An 18,123-nucleotide genomic window follows, 5' to 3' on the forward strand; every position below is an offset into this window, starting at 1 on the left:
TCTCCATATAAGAAAGGGACCCTGAGGTCCCTTTCTTATATGGTGGTGTGCAGTTTACTACCGAACTATTCGCTATTGGGGCCAATGAGTAAGTCTGCGGCCTCCTGCGGGTGTTCGGCAATCCGGTAGCCCATTGCCCGGTAGCCGCGTTGCCGCTTGTCCCACATCCGGAGCAATGCCTTGTGACCGGTGTCCACGAAATCGATGATCCGCACATCGGTCTTGGTGGCGTGCTCGCGGTGGAGGCGGCCCGCGTATTGCTGCAACGTTCCTTTCCACGAGACCGGCATTGCCAGCACCAAAGTGTCGAGCGGTGGATGGTCGAATCCTTCCCCGACCAGTTTGCCGGTCGCCAGCAGAACACGCGGTGCATCAGGTGGCACCTCATTGAGTTCCGCGATCAGTGTGGCACGTTGTTTCTTGGCTATCCTCCCGTGCAGGACAAACAAGGATGGAATCTTGCCGTCCAAGGCGGTTTGGATAGCATCGAGATGTTCGGTGCGCTCGGTCAGCACCAATACCTTTCGGCCCTGGCCATAGGCGTTGGCGATCTCGGCAGCAATCGCGTCCGTTCTGGATTGGTCGATGGCAAGGTGCCGGAAGACATCCTGAATTCCTGCTTCCTGCTGCAAATCAATCCGCGAATGTAATGTGCACGGCGTGACCACCAGATCGTGCGGCGCACCCGTTGGCTTGGCTGCGGTGTGCCGGGTTGGCCCGCACTGCATGAAAATAATCGGCTGCTGGCCATCGCGGCGAATCGGTGTGGCAGTGAGGCCAAGCACGTATTTGGCTTTGGCCTGCTTCAGAATCGCCTCGAACGACGCGGCACCGACGTGATGGCATTCGTCCACAATCACATGACCGTAGTTTTCGACCAGCGAATTCACTTCGCCCTGCCGCGACAGCGATTGCATTACCGCGATGTCGATCTTGCCTGTCGGCTTGGCTTTGCCGCCACCGATGGTACCGACCACCCCTTTGCAAATGCCCAGGAATGATTGCAAGCGTTCCTGCCATTGCTTGAGCAGTTCAGTCCGATGCACCAGAACCAGCGTATTGACACCCCGCCGGGCAATCATCGCGGCAGCCGTAACCGTCTTACCAAAGGCCGTTGGCGCACACAGGACGCCGGAGTCGTGATGAAGCATGGCCGCAACCGCCGCTTCCTGATCGAGACGTAATGTACCGGCGAAGGCAACCTCGATTGGCTCTCCGGAACACCGCTCATCGACAAGTTCGACGTCAATAGCGTTTTCACGAAGCAGGTCCAGTGCAGCATCCAGACAGCCACGCGGCAGCGCGATGTGATTGGGGTAGTTCTCTGCACAGCCGATTACCCGAGGCTCTTTCCATACCGAAAAGCGCATCGCTTGTTTCTTGTAGAACTCGGGATTCTGAAAGGCCGCCAAACGAATCAAGCGATTGGCCAGTGACTGCGGCAGTTGTGCCTTCTCGAAATACATAAGGTTGGCGAACGTTACCGTGAGCGACTTCGGCATTGGACCGACCAGTTTCTTAGTGGCAGGTGATGGTCGCTTCCACGGTTCCTTCTGATCTTCTTCGTCGATGAAGTTCACATCGAGCGGATGCGAGTTGCCGGTTGCCCGCAGAATGGTGGGCTCGATGTCGTGCGCAGGCATCGGCTGGAACGTGGCGAGGAAAGCCCACTGGTCACGGTAGGGGCGCAAGTCGCCGTCTACGAAAATACTGCAACCACGCTCACGTGGCGCCTTCTGCAGTGGCAAGGCAATCAGGTTGCCGAAGCCGCCCTTGGACATCGAATCCTGATTGGGAAACAACCGGTCATAAGATTCGAGCTTGAGTTGTCGGGTCCGGGCACAGGTGTGGCTGATGATGGCAGTGCCAAGCCGACGCGCATCCCGGGCAGAGACCGTGCCGACGAAGAATATCCAGGCATGGGCGCCGTTGCCGGATCGTGATATCTCGAGTGCTGCCGGCACGCCCAACTCGCGGCACGACTGGATGAATGCCTTGGCATCCTCCCGCCAATCGGCCTCGTCGAAATCGGCGGCGAGGAAATGGCAGGTATCGTCGGTCAGCATCGGATAAACGCCGACCGTGCGTTTCCCAGCGAGATGCTCGTAGATCACCTGGTCCGACAGCGGTTTCATTTGGCGATGGTTGCAGTCAGCGCACTTGATTCTCGGCTTCTCGCAAATACGGTGGCGCCGATCATTGGCACAGACCGGAGAGTAGCCTGACTTGCCGGTTGTCGAATTTTCCCACCGGACTGGATAAAGATCGGTGCGGCCACGAAACAGGCGACGGAACAGCGCCACCTTCTCGTCGGTTGTGAGTCGCGAGGGCTCTGGTTCTGAAACAGGCTTTGCTGGTGGTGGCGGCAAACGCCATTCGATACCGTGGGCTTCAAGCAATGCGATCAGGCGAGAATTTTCAGCCTGGAGATCTGCGACCTGTGGATGTTGATCTGCGTGATCCATCACCAGGGCTCACATCCGTAGCTGCATCATGCGTTTTGGATCTGTTGCTTCCAGGACTCAAACTCCAGTCGCCTGAGTCCGAAACGGACCGCGTTTCCGGCGTGCATAGTCTTGAACTCATCCAGGACGAGTTTGGCAAAGCCTTCCTGATCGTCGGGCACGACCGATGCTGGCATCGACTGACGGACCGCCTCCATCGTTGCGGGCAGACCACCCCGGACGACGGCACACACTGATTCAGCCAATGCGACCCGATAGCGCAGTCTGAAAGTGTCGGGCGGCACAAGCTGACTTTTGACCGCCACGTACTGTTGGCAAGAGCGTTCGTAGGCCCAGACGAAAACGTCGCGCAACAATTCGATGCGGTTCAGTTCGTATACGCCCAGCAAGGCATCGACGTAGGCACACTCCGGCACATCAATAAACGATAGTGGACTCAGGTTGCCCTTGATAAGGGGAATGTTGGCTGCCAAACGTGACACGCGCTTGTTTACATCCTCGAAGGGCTGAAGATAGGGCAGATGGACCATCAGGAAGAACGCCTGCTCGAAGGGGTCTTCAATTTCGGCGGCCATGCCGAGCACAATCCCAAACAATTCATCAATGCGCTGCGGCAGCGCTATTGGCAGAAAGACGCTGCCACCGATTTCAACTGCACGGTTACGTAGCTTGCCGCACGCCATCGGGTCGGCAAGCAGGCCATCTGACAGGAGCGCGTGAACGGCAATGATAGTTTCGGCATTCACGGCCGCACGATCAGCGTCATGAACCAGATACTCGATAGCCATCTTGTGGTTCAAAATCATCTGGGTTTCGATTGCATCCTTGCCTTCGGCGACTTCTCCGAACCGAATCAATCGTTCCGTGTCGAGCCGGTTGTAGGTATTTCCCTCCAGACGCGACGAAGCCCACGACAGATCGATCAGCAGGCGGTTGAGAATGTCGCGGGCAAAAGTGCCCGCCGGCGCAAGATCTGCAGGGGATCGTCCCAGGGTATGCAGTTGTTGGCACAAGTTTTCTGGCAAGTACCACGTGGTGTTTGGCCGGTAGGCTTCGAGGAATGTGATGTTGTAGCTAACAGGACGGCGCCCTTGGATCGGCTGACGCACGTAGGCTTTGATTTCCGCTCCTTCGCGGGAAGTCGGGACATAGACCTCGCCTTGTGCCTCCATCCGGTCACTTTCTTCTGTGACCTCCAATATGCCCGTGATGGGTGCAAGCCGATACTTGAATGACTTCTGCTCTCTGCCGCCGATGACACGTCTCTCGGCAATCAAATCAGCAAGGCGGCGCTGAAGCGTTCGTCGCGACAATCCGCCGCCAATGGCTCCCAATATTTCATCAAGCTCTGCGCCATCAGGAAATCGACCGACAACCTCGGCTATCTGGTCAAACTCCTCTGATCGAATCACTTTTGGCATGGCGGTCCCTTTTATTTGTCGCGCGACAAAGTATCGCGCCATTTTATTTGGCGTGCAACATATTTGCGCGCCAAATAAAACTACTTTTAATGGCGCGCCACACACTGCGGGAGGCGAATTGGTAATTTTCGCAATCAGGAAGCAACCCCCTTGGACTTGATCGCAACATACCCCGCGATATACGGTTCGCATCATGCGCGAAATTATTCTATTGGCGGCCCACTAACTCACAACGCTGGCGAAAATGCTTCGCTCCGGCGGGGCCAAGTCAGTCGTCGCCGAATCGTTGCTATTGAAGCATCAGCTTCTCATCGCTAACCGCTCACGGCAACGGGCTCCGAATCTGACGCCGTTCGATCGAATCTTGCTCGGACTGACAACTTTTTTCATCACGCCGGCTCGCTTCAGCAAGGTCGCCGTGGCACTCAAACCCGCGACCCTGCTTCGCTTTCACGTAGCATTGGTCAAACGAAAATATCACCTGCTGTTTTCGTCGGGCGCGACTCGCCGTAAACCCGGCCCCAAGGGTCCGTCTCCAGCACTCATTGCAGCCGTCGTTTCGATGAAACAAGCCAACCCCCGATTCGGTTGCCTGCGCATCGCTCAGCAGATTACTTTTGACTTCTCAGTCAACAGCGACAAGGACGTCGTTCGCCGTATATTGGCCAAACACTATCGACCCGGATCGGGAAATGGTGGCCCGTCCTGGCTCTCCCTTATTGGCCACGCCAAGGACAGCCTGTGGAGCATTGATCTATTCCGCTGCGAGTCAGTTCTGCTTCGCAGCCATTATGTGATGGTCGTCATGGACGTGTTCACCCGCCGGCTCGTCGGGTTCAGCGTGAAACCCGCCAATATCGATGGCATCGCGATTTGCCGGATGTTCAATCGGGCAATTGCTGGGCACTCGCTCCCGAAACACGTCAGCACCGATAACGCCCCGCTCTTCCGCTTTCATCGCTGGCAAGCAAATCTGCGCGTGCGCGACATCGCGGAAATCAGGTCGGTTCCCTACACACCGGTTTCGCATCCCTTTGTCGAACGCCTGATCGGCACGATACGTCGCGAATATCTGGATCAGGTATTCTTCTGGAATGCCGTGGATCTAGAGCGAAAACTGAGCGATTTCAAGAAATACGATAACGCCGCGCGCGTGCATCGTTCGATTGCTGGCGTAGTTCCGAGCGTCCGCGCCGGAGAGCGGCGCTTAGAACCTGCCAGTCTGGGCTGCTACGCCTGGCAGTCGCATTGTCGTGGTTTGTTTCACACCCCGGTAGCGGCGTGATTAGGAATTCGCCTCCCACACCTTTTCCGAATAAATCCGTCCCCTTTTCCGCGAATAAATCCGTCCCCTTTTCCGGTAGCCTTGGATTAGTGGATATCCCGGTCCTCCTTGCTTGGCTTGCTTAATCCGTCGCGAATCGTTCGACTGGCTGCGAATCCAATAGCAGTTCCGACTGTGCATGACATTGCGTGATAGACAAATAAGATCGCAAACATACCGACCACCCCGGCGATGCGGTCAACCGCGATTCCTAATAACTGGTGGGCCTGCGCGGCGATCATTGCGACGATTGGACCAAACAATGCCAACGACATTCCAACTAGAACCTTGCGCTTAGGTGCAACATAGGTGCTGGCAAATGAAGCAACTCCGGGAACTAGCAGCAACGCTACATCGAGAAACTCTTGGGGTCCGGGCGTCATCAAGTCAAACAGGTAGATGAGATGGGCAGCCACCAGCGTACCGACGCCAAGCAGAACAGCCTTTAGAATTGTCCAGCGAATCATGGCTGATATCCTGGTTCGCCGGGGTGCGGCCCTGGATTGAACGGATAGTTCGGCCATGCTTTCGTTGGAATCGATTGCCCACATGCTTTCAGGGCGTTCTCGGCACAATGACAGCAATTGTTGCCCGTGAAGTGATAGTTCTCGCACTTCTGGTATTCGCGCTTTACGCAATCATCGTCGTCTCTCCCCTCCGCCTTTGTGCAACTAGTAGCTTCCGCCGGCGCGGGATCAGGATGGACACCGTTTAGATCAAAACTTGATGTATCTGCGTTGTTCCCGTTGTATCTAACGAAGCAGTGCTGGCCAGGAATCACGTAGCCTTGAGTTGGCCGCACGCATACTTCTGCAACAAGGCCAAGAGAATCCGTATATCGAAGTGGATTCCCGCCAACGTAAGCGTAGGTGTTCAACCCACCGGCGAGTCCAATCGGATCAGATTCGATGTATCTCCCCGTCGTCGGATCGTAGTCCCGGAAGTAGTTGTAGTTCAGCCCCGTCTCGGCATCAAAGTACTGACCCGGGAAGCGCGCGTTGTAGGTGATCGAGATGCCGTTCAGATCCACGTCCTCGCTGGGCAGGCCGAACGCGCCGTGGATCGCATCGAAGGGCGTGCTGTCGAGCGCCCAGACCACCGCGCCGGTGGTGTCGGTGAGGCGCATCGGCGTGCCCAGATGGTCGGTGTGGATCGCATAGGCCTTGGTCGCTTGCGTGGCCGGGTTGACGGGTACATCGATCAGCGCCAGGGGTAAGGCATCGAGATACACATAATCGCGGTGCGCCGTGCTGTTGCCCGGCTGCTCGACCAGCAGCTTCCCGTCCAGATCATACACATAATAGGTCCACTGCCCACTCGCCGCCACGTACTTCGCCACCCGCTGCCCGAGCGCGTTGTGGTAATACGAGGCCACCGGCATCGCGCCCGAGCCGCCAACGGTGCGGGTGACCGCGCTCAGCCGGTTCATTGCGTTGTAGGCATAGCTGCGCGTGCTGCCATCGGACCGCAATTCCTGCCTCAGGTTGCCGGCGGCATCGTATTGTCGGGTCAGGCTCCCCACGCTCGTCAGGCGGTTGTTGGTGGCGGGATAGGCGAGATTCGACACCGTGGTGTTCAGCGTCTGCTTCGTGCGGTTGCCCGTGGCGTCGTATTTCCACACCAGGGCGCCGTAGCTGCCCGTGCTGTTGACCAGGCGGTAGAGCTTGTCGTAACCAAAGCTCTCCGAGAGCGCCGCCGTGTTGTCCGTGATCACGGTCACCAGGTTGGCGGTGTTGTAGGTCAGCGTCAGGTCCTGGGCCACCGCCCCCGCCGGCGCCTGGCTCGATTGCAGCCTGGTTATCCGGTATTTCGGGTCACGCCCCACGCTCACGCTCTGCTGGTTCCAGAACTGCCACCCGCTCGGCCCGCCGAAGGGCGCGTGGCTGATGGTGCCGGCCAGCGTAACAGCCGGATCGATTTGTCCGCTTGCCCAGTTCACCACGCGCAGGCGCTTCAGCGCGTCGTGGGTGCAGTTACCTTTTCGGGAATAATAAATCTGTCCCCTTTTTCCGACATCCTTATTTGCCTGTGAACGAAGGCACCACACCATCCGCTGGCGCGGACCGCATAACGGAGTGAGCCCGCCTCTTCGCTCGATCAGTGCGACGAACCCGGACGCTGGCACAGTGCGAGCGTGGCGCGTCCGTTTGCGCGCGCGCAGCGCTGCAAACGGCGTGACACGCGGGGGCAGAACCTTCAATAGTCAAGAAGAAAGACCCCGTTTTCTTCTTCCTCAATCATCGGCCTTTCGGGCGTACGGAAGTGCGCCGGCCGAACTGGGCCACCCATACACCTTCACATGGTTCAAGCAATGGTGTTCTTTCTCCTGCGGCAGAGAGGAAAGTTCGTCACCCCCCCAATCTGGTGTGAACATGTGCTCGTGGGGGAAATCGCCGCCCTCGGCGGCGATAGCTAACCTGTCCAGCAATCGTGCTAGTCGTCGGAGCCCATCTGGATCTGCATGAACAAAGAGTTCATCGTTGTCTTCGTTCAACTCGAATACGAGCAGGCCCGGAACTGTTGGCGCGTTCATTTCGATGGCTCCCATTTCCCTGTGTTGGGAAAATAGTCCCACTTCGTCCCATCGGGATTTGTCAGCCCCCAATGGGGTCCCTTCGGTGGCAGATGGTGCGCGTCCGGATGAATCTTTTGACCGGTCTCGGGGTTCACCCAGTTTCCCTTGCCACTCTCGGGCTGACCCTTTCCTTTCCATTCCCAGCCTTCGCCGGGCGATGCACCCCAATTGTCGGGAATCGGCGGCGGATTCTCTGGACATTCTTCAGCCTTCTCATTTGTCTGGCAACTACCACTGAGCAAGCACCAAAGCGATACGCCAGCGGTATTTGTAGCACCTGATGCGTGCCCCGCTGCTCCGGCAGAACACGCCGGATGAAACGGGTCACGCGCACAAACGTTAGTTAATGAGTTCGCGGTCTGAAGACCGAATGGATCAATCGCGCTCAGTGGATTTCCACCGACATACCCGTACGTATTCAACCCACCCGCCAACCCAATCGGATCGCTCTGGATATACCGCCCCGTCCCCGGATCGTAATCCCTGAAGTAGTTGTAGTTCAGCCCCGTCTCGGCATCAAAGTACTGACCCGGGAAGCGCGCGTTGTAGGTGATCGAGATGCCGTTCAGATCGACGTCCTCGTTGGGCAGGCCGAAAGCACCGTGGATCGCATCGAACGGGGTGCTGTCGAGCGCCCAGACCACCGCGCCGGTGGTGTCGGTGAGGCGCATCGGCGTGCCCAGATGGTCGGTGTGGATCGCATAGGCCTTGGTCGCTTGCGTGGCCGGGTTGACGGGTACATCGATCAGCGCCAGGGTAAGGCATCGAGATACACATAATCGCGGTGCGCCGTGCTGTTGCCCGGCTGCTCGACCAGCAGCTTCCCGTCCAGATCATACACATAATAGGTCCATGCCCGCTCGCCGCCACGTACTTCGCCACCCGCTGCCCGGAGCGCGTTGTGGTAATACGAGGCCACCGGCATCGCGCCCGAGCCGCCAACGGTGCGGGTGACCGCGCTCAGCCGGCCGAGTGCGTTGTAGGCATAGCTGCGCGTGCTGCCATCGGACCGCAATTCCTGCGTCAGGTTGCCGGCGGCATCGTATTGTCGGGTCAGGCTCCCCACGCTCGTCAGGCGGTTGTTGGTGGTGGGATAGGCGAGATTCGACACCGTGGTGTTCAGCGTCTGCTTCGTGCGGTTGCCCGTGGCGTCGTATTTCCACACCAGGGCGCCGTAGCTGCCCGTGCTGTTGACCAGGCGGTAGAACTTGTCGTAACCAAAGCTCTCCGAGAGCGCCGCCGTGTTGTCCGTGATCACAGTCACCAGGTTGGCGGTGTTGTAGGTCAGCGTCAGGTCCTGGGCCACCGCCCCGCCGGCGCCTGGCTCGATTGCAGCCTGGTTATCCGGTATTTCGGGTCACGCCCCACGCTCACGGTCTGCTGGTTCCAGAACTGCCACCCGCTCGGCCCGCCGAAGGGCGCGTGGCTGATGGTGCCGGCCAGCGTAACAGCCGGGATGCCATCACTGCTTTGCACCGAACTGATGCCCTTATTCTAGGGGCAATGCGTCGGGATTAATAAATCTGTCCCCTTATTCCTATTCCGTCCCCTTATTCCGATTCACGCTAAGAATCTATACACGATTGGGAACGCTACGATCATGCTGCTTCCGAGTATCCACAAGAAGTAATGCTCGACCTGAGTCATCCCCGTAGCAGACGCGATGACCACGACGAATATCCATATTATTCCGGCGACGCCAAATGCTCCGATGGTCGCTCTTGCTACGCGAATGTCCCGTCTTCTCGTCACTGGGGGATGTTGCCTCTTGCGGATCAGAACAAACACGATGAGCAGACAAAGAATCGCGAGAGCGAACTTCCAATAGCCGACATCTGAGCTTTGGTGGTCGGCTGCCTCGCAAATCTGCGTAAGAGGGAGTCCGGTAAACGCAAATGGCCACCGGCCTCTCATGCTAGCGCTGGCAGTTACAGTCATTGGTTATGCTCGATGAAGTGACGGTAGACGTTCCGTACAACGCACCGATCGAAAACTCGAAGCCGGCTTGCGGCCCGATACCATATCGTCCCGCCTCTCCCAGCTTCGTAGCGCCGATCGACGCGCCAACATCTTGCGGTTTGATCGGGTGACCGGCGAGAGCGGCACCAACAGCCACCGCTGGAGTCGCGGCTCCTGGCAACGCGACTCCAGCCGACGCTATCCATCCTTCGCCGTTAAAGGAACTCGGGTTTATGAACAGATACGGGTCTTTGAATCCAGCGGACGATGCTGTTGCACTCACGTTCACACCTAAACCAAGCCCAGCGCCTACAAAAGTGACGCGGACGTGACCTCTCTGCCCGTTCACACACTCACTGGTCAGATTAAAGAAGTAGACTCCAGCAGTAAAAAAGGCTCCCCCGGTTTGCGTCCCCGTCCAAGTTAGCAGTCCACTCGGATCGCTAGATCGCAGCGGATTCCCCCCCACATACCCATACGTATTCAACCCACCCGCCAACCCAATCGGATCGCTCTGGATATACCGCCCGATACTCGGATCGTAGTCCCGGAAGTAGTTGTAGTTCAGCCCTGTCTCGACATCAAAGTATTGCCCCGGGAAGCGCGCGTTGTACGTGGTCGAGATGCCGTTCAGATCCACGTCCTCGTTGGGCAGGCCGAAGGCGCCGTGGATCGCATCGAAGGGCGTGCTGTCGAGCGCCCAGACCACCGTGCCGGTGGTGTCCGTAAGCCGCATCGGCGTGCCGAGGTGATCGGTGTGGATCGCATAGGCCTTGGTCGCTTGTGTAGTGGGGTTGACGGGTACATCGATCAGCGCCAGGGGCAGGGCATCGAGATACACATAATCGCGGTGCGCCGTGCTGTTGCCCGGCTGCTCGACCAGCAGCTTCCCGTCCAGATCATACACATAATAGGTCCACTGCCCGCTCGCCGCCACGTACTTCGCCACCCGCTGCCCGAGCGCGTTGTGGTAATACGAGGCCACCGGCATCGCGCCCGAGCCGCCAACGGTGCGGGTGACCGCGCTCAGCCGGCCGAGTGCGTTGTAGGCATAGCTGCGCGTGCTGCCATCGGACCGCAATTCCTGCCTCAGGTTGCCGGCGGCATCGTATTGTCGGGTCAGGCTCCCCACGCTCGTCAGGCGGTTGTTGGTGGTGGGATAGGCGAGATTCGACACCGTGGTGTTTCTGGTTATCCGGTATTTCGGGTCACGCCCCACGCTCACGCTCTGCTGGTTCCAGAACTGCCACCCGCTCGGCCCGCCGAAGGGCGCGTGGCTGATGGTGCCGGCCAGCGTAACAGCCGGGATGCCATCACTGCTTTGCACCGAACTGATGCCCTTATTCTAGGGGCAATGCGTCGGGATTAATAAATCTGTCCCCTTATTCCTGTCCCCTTATTCCGTGGGTCAGCGAAGGCACCGACCTGGACTCTCGCACCGGCGCCGATAACGGAGTGATCACGCTACACGCCGGATCGGCGCACGATTCCGGACGCGGGCGCCGCGCGAGCGCGGCGCGCCGGTTGCGCGCGCGGAACAATGGGCAAGAAGCAAGACTTGACCCCGTTTTCCCCACAATCGTGGCCCGTCAAGACGGGATCTGTCCGTGCGCCGATTCGTCTTGGATCGCTCTTGCATGATCGAGGAGCGACATCACCGCACCATCACCGCCAAAAAACTCCAATGCCGACAGAGTAGCCGAATAGAAGCAGAGCACGTCTGTCACCCCAAGTTGCTTCAGATATGGCGCCTCATATCCCTCGCGCGAGAACTTCCACCAAGCCGGCTCAAGCTTAGGAAGCGCCGATATGACTTCGACTGCCCGAGAAAGATCGCACAACATGATCGCGAGGATCTCTGCGCGCCACATTGAGAGTATCGTCTCGATAGACGACCGAAATGCTGTGCTAACTAGTCCCGAAGCGGTGTCAACACGAACACCTGCATTCTCGAATCGGTCCTTCAGATCCTCTAACCGAGTGAACTCTCCGATTGCATGGAAGCTCATGCTCCGCTCACCTGAAGCGCGACCTAGAAGTTCAACAAGGACCTGCGTCTCGCCTGTAACGACCAGTCTAGAATGCTCCGAGGATATTCCTCGCTGCTTTGCCTCCGATTCATCCATAGGCAGATCGAGACGTAATGCAAGGATGCGATCGCGCATATGGCCGGCCCTAGTTGCTGCATCCACAATCGCTACTCTCCGGGGAATCCACCGGCGGTGGTGTCACCGGCTTTGGATCCACGGAGGGCGCTCGATTCCGCCACCACTTTGGAATTTCCCCGTCCCAGCCAGGTGGCTTCCCATGATGCGATCGGTCGTACCTTATGTACTTTCGATATCGCGCAATAAATCGCGGCGCTCCACGAGTCGTGAACGGGCCAAAGATTCTCGCAGCATAGCCGCCCGCCAAAGTGAGAAACGTCTTATCACTTGTACAGGGCGTCCAGAGGGCAGCGACCGCACCGGGTATGTGATACGCCCAGTTGCCCGTCTCTTCGGCACGGTTTGCCCAATACTCGGCAGCCGAATCTCCGTATGACTCCCCGGCCGGGATGCCGAACAGTAGCCCGTCGGGATCGATGTAAACCAATGGATTGGAGCCGGCGTACGCGTAGGTGTTTAGGCCACCTTCCAGCCCAATCGGATCACTCTCGATGTAACGACCGGTACCCGGATCGTAATCGCGGAAGTAGTTGTAGTTCAGCCCCGTCTCGGCATCAAAGTACTGACCCGGGAAGCGCGCGTTGTAGGTGATCGAGATGCCGTTCAGATCCACGTCCTCGTTGGGCAGGCCGAAGGCGCCGTGGATCGCATCGAAGGGGGTGCTGTCGAGCGCCCAGACCACCGTGCCGGTGGTGTCGGTGAGGCGCATCGGCGTGCCCAGATGGTCGGTGTGGATCGCATAGGCCTTGGTCGCTTGCGTGGCCGGGTTGACGGGTACATCGATCAGCGCCAGGGGTAAGGCATCGAGATACACATAATCGCGGTGCGCCGTGCTGTTGCCTGGCTGCTCGAGCAGCAGCTTCCCGTCCAGATCATACACATAATAGGTCCACTGCCCGCTCGCCGCCACGTACTTCGCCACCCGCTGCCCGAGCGCGTTGTGGTAATACGAGGCCACCGGCATCGCGCCCGAGCCGCCAACGGTGCGGGTGACCGCGCTCAGCCGGCCGAGTGCGTTGTAGGCATAGCTGCGCGTGCTGCCATCGGACCGCAATTCCTGCGTCAGGTTGCCGGCGGCATCGTATTGTCGGGTCAGGCTCCCCACGCTCGTCAGGCGGTTGTTGGTGGCGGGATAGGCGAGATTCGACACCGTGGTGTTCAGCGTCTGCTTCGTGCGGTTGCCCGTGGCGTCGTATTTCCACACCAGGGCGCCGTAGCTGCCCGTGCTGTTGACCAGGCGGTAGAGCTTGTCGTAACCAAAGCTCTCCGAGAGCGCCGCCGTGTTGTCCGTGATCACGGTCACCAGGTTGGCGGTGTTGTAGGTCAGCGTCAGGTCCTGGGCCACCACCACCGGGGATGCCTTGCTCGATTGCAGCGTGGTTATCCGGTATTTCGTGTCACGCCCCACGCTCACGGTCTGCTGGTTCCAGAACTGCCACCCGCTCGGCCCGCCGAAGGGCGCGTGGCTGATGGTGCCGGCCAGCGTAACAGCCGGGATGCCATCACTGCTTTGAACAGAACCGATCTGCCCCACCCCGTTACGGCCGTAGCTGATCTCGCGTCCATCGGGATAGGTGATCCCCGTCAGATGGTCGGCCAGATCCCAGCGGTAACCCACGCTGTAGGCATAACCACCAACATTGCCTTCCTGGCGAACCACGTTGCCGCGCAGATCGTAGTAGTAGCGGGTCTCGATTCCGGAACTCAGGGCCGCGAGATGCGTGCCGGTCTCGGTGATCGTCGTCAGACGCCCAACCCCCAGGCGCTGGTTGCCCGTCTGGTCGTACTGGTAATCGATTTGTCCGCTTGCCCAGTTCACCACGCGCAGGCGATTCAGCGCGTCGTGGGTGCAGTTACCTTTTCGGGAATAATAAATCTGTCCCCTTTTTCCCTTCAATAAATCTGTCCCCTTTTTCCCATCGAACGGGGTGCTGTCGAGCGCCCAGACCACCGTGCCGGTGGTGTCCGTGAGCCGCATCGGCGTGCCGAGATGATCGGTGTGGATCGCATAGGCCTTGGTCGCTTGCGTGGCCGGGTTGACGGGTACATCGATCAGCGCCAGGGGTAATGCGTCGGGATTAATAAATCCGTCCCCTTTTCCCTGCACATGAGGTCCGACCAAACCTGCTTGCAAAGGCCGAGGAAGTCGATGAAGCGCAGCGGATTCCCGCCAACGTAGGCGTATGTATTCAATCCACCCGCCAATCCGATCGGATCGCTCTGGATATACCGCCCGATACTCGGATCATAGTCCCTGAAGTAGTTGTAGTTCAGCCCTGTCTCGGCATCAAAGTACTGACCCGGGAAGCGCGCGTTGTAGGTGATCGAGATGCCGTTCAGATCCACGTCCTCGTTGGGCAGGCCGAAGGCCCCGTGGATCGCATCGAACGGCGTGCTGTCGAGCGCCCAGACCACCGTGCCGGTGGTGTCCGTAAGCCGCATCGGCGTGCCGAGATTATCGGTGTGGATCGCATAGGCCTTGGTCGCTTGCGTGGCCGGGTTGACGGGTGCATCATCGGCGGCTGCAGCAGATCGAGAAGCTCGACCCAACCGAGAAGCGTCACGTGCTGCAGCTGCTCGATGCGTTCATCGAGCGGGGCCAGCTCAAACGCAAGATGGAAAGCCGTTCAACGAACGGCTGAAGGAGGTCACCATGACGACGGTCCAGATCACACTGCCCGATGACTTGGCGCAGAAGGCTGCCAAGGAAGGGTTGTTGTCGCCCGAGGCGATGGAGACGATGCTGCGCGAACAGTTGCGCCGGCGCGCCGGCGAGGCGCTGCAAGCGATGTGGGAGCGCATGCCGCGCGAGGAACTCACCCCCGAGATCGAACAGGAGATCGTCGAGGAAGTGCGCAAGGTTCGCGCCGAGCGGCGCAATCGCGGGAGCAGTTGATGGCCGAACAGGGCGCGCACCCGACGCGTCTGGTGCTCGATACCAACGTCGTGGTCGCGGGCCTGCTCTGGAATGGACCGCCGCGACGGTTGCTCGATCTCGGCATGGGTGATGCGGTCGAACTGGTCAGCAGCACGGTGTTGCTCGATGAGCTGGCGCGCACGCTGGCGTATCCCAAGTTCGCCGCGCGGATCGAGCGCTTCGGGGCGACCATCGATGCGCTGCTGGCGCACTACACCGCGCTGATCGCGCGGGTCACCCCCGCCACCGTGGCGCGCGTCTCGCGCGATCCGGACGATGATCATGTGATCGCCTGCGCGCTCGCCGCGCAGGCCGATGCCATCGTCTCCGGTGACCGCGATCTGCTCGTGCTCGAGCGCTATCACGACATTCCCATCGTTACGCCGGCACACGCGCTGAAACTGATCGATGTCGCGCAAAAATAACGTGTCGCTCCCGGCGCTTTTCTTTAGCTGCTGTTTTTTGTATTCATCGCAGGCGGCGCGGCAAGATGCAGCCGCAGGCTGCGGCTTGCTGCGCGCCCACGCTCGGCGCCGTAGCCGCCGGTGCTGTCATTTACCCGGTAGAGCTTGTCGTAGCCGAAGGTCTCCGAGAGTGCCGTCGTGTTGTCCGTTTATTTGTTTCATGCGTCGGGATTAATAAATCCGTCCCCTTTTCCCCCAGTTATCCGATACTTGGTGTCGCGCCCAATGCTCACGTTCTGCTGGTTCCAGAACTGCCACCCGCTCGGCCCGCCGAAGGGCGCGTGGCTGATGGTGCCGGCCAGCGTAACAGCCGGGATGCCATCACTGCTTTGAACAGAACCGATCTGCCCCACCCCGTTACGGCCGTAGCTGATCTCGCGTCCATCGGGATAGGTGATCCCCGTCAGATGGTCGGCCAGATCCCAGCGGTAACCCACGCTGTAGGCATAACCACCAACATTGCCTTCCTGGCGAACCACGTTGCCGCGCAGATCGTAGTAGTAGCGGGTCTCGATTCCTGAAAACAAATCCCGTTTTCCCTCCCGTTGTAGTGCGGCCACGACATGTACCGATCTACGTCAATGGTCTACGCCATGCTTTCTCGAATCTACCTTGTCGACAGATTCCTTCCGCCCGTCAAAAATTGCAGCGGCCTTGTGGGCCAACCTTGGCACTAGCCAAAACCATTGCCAATATCCTGCCGCGAAGTAGAACATCCAAAGCAAGACAAAGCCGGTATAGCCCGACTCGACGACGTCGAGGTACGGCACTGATAGTCTTTCGCTAGCCATGACGAGGAGCGTAATAGTGCCGGATACGACGAGGCTCAGCGGAAAAGCTAGCGCCGTCATTGCTCCCACGAGGAATATTCCGATGTCACTATTGCTGCTCGGAGTGTAACTCCAAAGTGTGAGCGCCAAAACCGCTAAACAGCACATACTCCAGACGGCTTTAAAGAAGACTTTCATTACTTCTTGCACTCTTGCCGGCATTCTTCGAGCGTATCGTCTGCCCACTCCTGGCAATCAGTGCCAAACGGTATGCCGTAGCTCGGCCGATCCTCGGCAGCTTTTCGTATCACGCACTCTTCAATGCAAGTGTTGTCTGGCTCTACTTGGTCGCAGGTATTTTCGTTGTACTCATCGTTGCTCTTCTTGCCTGGACCGTGAACTGGGTCGTACCACTTTTCACCACGTTGATCTTGACCGCCGCAGGTATAAGGTCCGCCGGCGTGATTCACACAAAGGAACTGGTGATGTGCGTAAGGGACATACTCGCGTGCCCACTCGCTTGCCTCTGAACCGAGCTTGTCCGTAAGGGCATGCAAGGGCGCAGTACACATGGCGGTCGCCAAGCCACGGGGATCGGTTAATTTCACGGGGTTCTGCAGGGCGTACCCGTAGGTGTTCAACCCACCTTCCAGCCCAATCGGATCGCTCTCGATGTACCGCCCGATACTCGGATCGTAGTCCCGGAAGTAGTTGTAGTTCAGCCCCGTCTCGGCATCAAAGTATTGCCCCGGGAAGCGCGCGTTGTAGGTGATCGAGATGCCGTTCAGATCGACGTCCTCGTTGGGCAGGCCGAAGGCGCCGTGGATCGCATCGAACGGGGTGCTGTCGAGCGCCCAGACCACCGTGCCGGTGGTGTCCGTAAGCCGCATCGGCGTGTCCAGATGGTCGGTGTGGATCGCATAGGCCTTGGTCGCTTGCGTGGCCGGGTTGACGGGTACATCGATCAGCGCCAGGGGTAAGGCATCGAGATACACATGATCGCGGTGCGCCGTGCTGTTGCCCGGCTGCTCGACCAGCAGCTTCCCGTCCAGATCATACACATAATAGGTCCACTGCCCGCTCGCCGCCACGTACTTCGCCACCCGCTGCCCGAGCGCGTTGTGGTAATACGAGGCCACCGGCATCGCGCCCGAGCCGCCAACGGTGCGGGTGACCGCGCTCAGCCTGCAGAACCGATCTGCCCCACCCCGTTACGGCCGTAGCTGATCTCGCGTCCATCGGGATAGGTGATCCCCGTCAGATGGTCGGCCAGGTCCCAGCGGTAACCCACGCTGTAGGCACAGCCTTTGGACCGTTCCGACCCTGCGGGCTTCGCCGCTACGCGGCTCGTTTCAAATCGCTTTCGCGATTTGTCGAACCGGAGGGTTCGTCCACACCGCTCGCTTCGCCAATTAGAAAAGGGACCCTGAGGTCCCTTTTCTAATTGGTGGAGAGAGAGGGATTAATCGGAACGGCCTTTGGGCCGTTCCGACCCTACGGGCTTCGCCGCTGCGCGGCTCGTTTCAAATCGCTTTCGCGATTTGTCGAACCAGAGGGTTCGTCCACACCGCTCACTTCGCCAATTAGAAAAGGGACCCTGAGGTCCCTTTTCTAATTGGTGGAGAGAGAGGGATTCGAACCCTCGATAGGGTATAAGCCTATACGCCCTTAGCAGGGGCGCGCCTTCAGCCACTCGGCCATCTCTCCAGAACTCATATGTCGCAATTCGTTGACCTCGCGGCTTCGAGCCGCTCGATCAATCAGGGGCGCGCGTTACTCGTCGCTTCGCTCCTCGCCCTTCGGGTCGCCTCCGTTTCACTACGGCGCTCTCTGCGCTGGCTTCGCCAGCTCCGAGTCAGCCACTCGGCCATCTCTCCAGAAGTCATATGTCCGTCAATCAGCTCGTCGCGAGCAGGCGTCCATGCGGCTCGCCCAGCTCGGCATCCTTGCCTCGCGCTCTCGGTGCGCGAAGCTGCGCTTCGCATACTTCGCACCTCGAGCCCATCTCTCCAGAACTCTTGTGTCGCAATTCGTTGAGCTCGCGGCTTCGAGCCGCTCGA

General features: G+C 59.0%; 17 protein-coding genes, 1 tRNA gene and 1 pseudogene. 3 read left to right on the top strand and 16 right to left on the bottom strand.

Annotation, left to right across the window (positions count from 1 at the left end):
* Positions 1–65: 65 nt before the first annotated feature.
* Together IPF49_18870 and IPF49_18875 are read right to left on the bottom strand one after the other, a co-directional pair.
* Positions 66–2,465, bottom strand: a complete 2,400-nt coding sequence (locus IPF49_18870) for a DEAD/DEAH box helicase family protein (GenBank protein MBK6289649.1) — start codon at positions 2,463–2,465, stop codon at positions 66–68.
* Between the two features lie 26 nt (positions 2,466–2,491).
* Complete coding sequence (locus IPF49_18875; GenBank protein ID MBK6289650.1) at positions 2,492–3,886, bottom strand: Fic family protein; 1,395 nt, start codon at positions 3,884–3,886, stop codon at positions 2,492–2,494.
* A gap of 193 nt (positions 3,887–4,079) precedes the next feature.
* Between IPF49_18875 and IPF49_18880 the strand changes: the two are divergent.
* A pseudogene (locus tag IPF49_18880) lies at positions 4,080–5,171 on the top strand (transposase).
* Positions 5,172–5,257: 86 nt separating this feature from the next.
* Here IPF49_18880 and IPF49_18885 read toward each other — a convergent pair.
* The 10 genes from IPF49_18885 to IPF49_18930 form a co-directional block, all read right to left on the bottom strand.
* Complete coding sequence (locus IPF49_18885) at positions 5,258–5,677, bottom strand: hypothetical protein (GenBank protein MBK6289651.1); 420 nt, start codon at positions 5,675–5,677, stop codon at positions 5,258–5,260.
* Positions 5,674–7,152 carry an RHS domain-containing protein gene (locus tag IPF49_18890; GenBank protein ID MBK6289652.1) on the bottom strand — a complete coding sequence of 493 codons (1,479 nt, stop codon included), beginning with the start codon at positions 7,150–7,152 and terminating at the stop codon, positions 5,674–5,676. The genes IPF49_18885 and IPF49_18890 overlap by 4 nt, the downstream gene beginning before the upstream one ends.
* Before the next feature lie 291 nt (positions 7,153–7,443).
* Positions 7,444–7,743, bottom strand: a complete 300-nt coding sequence (locus IPF49_18895) for an immunity protein 32 (protein MBK6289653.1) — start codon at positions 7,741–7,743, stop codon at positions 7,444–7,446.
* On the bottom strand, positions 7,740–8,456 hold the full coding sequence (locus IPF49_18900) for a hypothetical protein (protein MBK6289654.1): 717 nt from the start codon (positions 8,454–8,456) through the stop codon (positions 7,740–7,742). The genes IPF49_18895 and IPF49_18900 overlap by 4 nt, the downstream gene beginning before the upstream one ends.
* A 74-nt stretch (positions 8,457–8,530) precedes the next feature.
* On the bottom strand, positions 8,531–9,091 hold the full coding sequence (locus tag IPF49_18905) for an RHS repeat protein (protein ID MBK6289655.1): 561 nt from the start codon (positions 9,089–9,091) through the stop codon (positions 8,531–8,533).
* On the bottom strand, positions 9,076–9,261 hold the full coding sequence (locus tag IPF49_18910) for a hypothetical protein (protein MBK6289656.1): 186 nt from the start codon (positions 9,259–9,261) through the stop codon (positions 9,076–9,078). The genes IPF49_18905 and IPF49_18910 overlap by 16 nt, the downstream gene beginning before the upstream one ends.
* Before the next feature lie 439 nt (positions 9,262–9,700).
* Positions 9,701–11,071, bottom strand: coding sequence for an RHS domain-containing protein (locus tag IPF49_18915; protein ID MBK6289657.1), 1,371 nt, complete (start codon positions 11,069–11,071; stop codon positions 9,701–9,703).
* Between the two features lie 262 nt (positions 11,072–11,333).
* Positions 11,334–11,909, bottom strand: a complete 576-nt coding sequence (locus IPF49_18920; GenBank protein ID MBK6289658.1) for a hypothetical protein — start codon at positions 11,907–11,909, stop codon at positions 11,334–11,336.
* Between the two features lie 10 nt (positions 11,910–11,919).
* Positions 11,920–14,019 (bottom strand): RHS domain-containing protein, encoded by a 2,100-nt coding sequence (locus tag IPF49_18925; protein MBK6289659.1) that lies wholly within the window; start codon positions 14,017–14,019, stop codon positions 11,920–11,922.
* Positions 13,965–14,354 carry an RHS repeat-associated core domain-containing protein gene (locus tag IPF49_18930; GenBank protein MBK6289660.1) on the bottom strand — a complete coding sequence of 130 codons (390 nt, stop codon included), beginning with the start codon at positions 14,352–14,354 and terminating at the stop codon, positions 13,965–13,967. Before IPF49_18930 ends, IPF49_18925 begins: the two co-directional genes overlap by 55 nt.
* Positions 14,355–14,565: 211 nt before the next feature.
* Between IPF49_18930 and IPF49_18935 the strand changes: the two genes are divergently transcribed.
* A complete protein-coding gene (locus IPF49_18935) occupies positions 14,566–14,808 on the top strand; it encodes a hypothetical protein (protein MBK6289661.1) in 243 nt (80 codons plus the stop codon).
* Positions 14,808–15,254: a putative toxin-antitoxin system toxin component, PIN family gene (locus IPF49_18940; protein MBK6289662.1), complete on the top strand. Its 447-nt coding sequence runs from the start codon at positions 14,808–14,810 to the stop codon at positions 15,252–15,254. Before IPF49_18935 ends, IPF49_18940 begins: the two co-directional genes overlap by 1 nt.
* Positions 15,255–15,451: 197 nt before the next feature.
* On the opposite strand, the gene IPF49_18945 is transcribed toward IPF49_18940, so the two are convergent.
* From IPF49_18945 to IPF49_18960, 4 genes are all read right to left on the bottom strand, one after another.
* Positions 15,452–15,820 carry an RHS repeat protein gene (locus IPF49_18945; GenBank protein MBK6289663.1) on the bottom strand — a complete coding sequence of 123 codons (369 nt, stop codon included), beginning with the start codon at positions 15,818–15,820 and terminating at the stop codon, positions 15,452–15,454.
* A 51-nt stretch (positions 15,821–15,871) separates the two neighbouring features.
* A complete protein-coding gene (locus tag IPF49_18950; protein ID MBK6289664.1) occupies positions 15,872–16,261 on the bottom strand; it encodes a hypothetical protein in 390 nt (129 codons plus the stop codon).
* The gene (locus tag IPF49_18955) at positions 16,261–17,208 is read right to left on the bottom strand and encodes a hypothetical protein (GenBank protein ID MBK6289665.1); all 948 of its coding nucleotides are present in this window, start codon (positions 17,206–17,208) and stop codon (positions 16,261–16,263) included. The genes IPF49_18950 and IPF49_18955 overlap by 1 nt, the downstream gene beginning before the upstream one ends.
* Before the next feature lie 471 nt (positions 17,209–17,679).
* Positions 17,680–17,770: transfer RNA gene (locus tag IPF49_18960), tRNA-Ser, on the bottom strand.
* Positions 17,771–18,123 lie beyond the last annotated feature (353 nt).

This window comes from Gammaproteobacteria bacterium, from assembly GCA_016705365.1.
Taxonomy (GTDB): domain Bacteria; phylum Pseudomonadota; class Gammaproteobacteria; order Pseudomonadales; family UBA5518; genus UBA5518.

What these genes read in the sequence shown, in the direction of transcription:
- IPF49_18930 (MBK6289660.1), bottom strand. Translation starts at nt 14,354, where the DNA reads ATGCGGCTTACGGACACCACCGGCACGGTGGTCTGGGCGCTCGACAGC.
- IPF49_18920 (MBK6289658.1), bottom strand. Translation starts at nt 11,909, where the DNA reads ATGCGCGATCGCATCCTTGCATTACGTCTCGATCTGCCTATGGATGAA.
- IPF49_18955 (MBK6289665.1), bottom strand. Translation starts at nt 17,208, where the DNA reads ATGCCGGTGGCCTCGTATTACCACAACGCGCTCGGGCAGCGGGTGGCG.
- IPF49_18940 (MBK6289662.1), top strand. Translation starts at nt 14,808, where the DNA reads ATGGCCGAACAGGGCGCGCACCCGACGCGTCTGGTGCTCGATACCAAC.
- IPF49_18895 (MBK6289653.1), bottom strand. Translation starts at nt 7,743, where the DNA reads ATGAACGCGCCAACAGTTCCGGGCCTGCTCGTATTCGAGTTGAACGAA.
- IPF49_18885 (MBK6289651.1), bottom strand. Translation starts at nt 5,677, where the DNA reads ATGATTCGCTGGACAATTCTAAAGGCTGTTCTGCTTGGCGTCGGTACG.
- IPF49_18875 (MBK6289650.1), bottom strand. Translation starts at nt 3,886, where the DNA reads ATGCCAAAAGTGATTCGATCAGAGGAGTTTGACCAGATAGCCGAGGTT.
- IPF49_18870 (MBK6289649.1), bottom strand. Translation starts at nt 2,465, where the DNA reads ATGGATCACGCAGATCAACATCCACAGGTCGCAGATCTCCAGGCTGAA.
- IPF49_18900 (MBK6289654.1), bottom strand. Translation starts at nt 8,456, where the DNA reads ATGCGCCTCACCGACACCACCGGCGCGGTGGTCTGGGCGCTCGACAGC.
- IPF49_18935 (MBK6289661.1), top strand. Translation starts at nt 14,566, where the DNA reads ATGACGACGGTCCAGATCACACTGCCCGATGACTTGGCGCAGAAGGCT.
- IPF49_18950 (MBK6289664.1), bottom strand. Translation starts at nt 16,261, where the DNA reads ATGAAAGTCTTCTTTAAAGCCGTCTGGAGTATGTGCTGTTTAGCGGTT.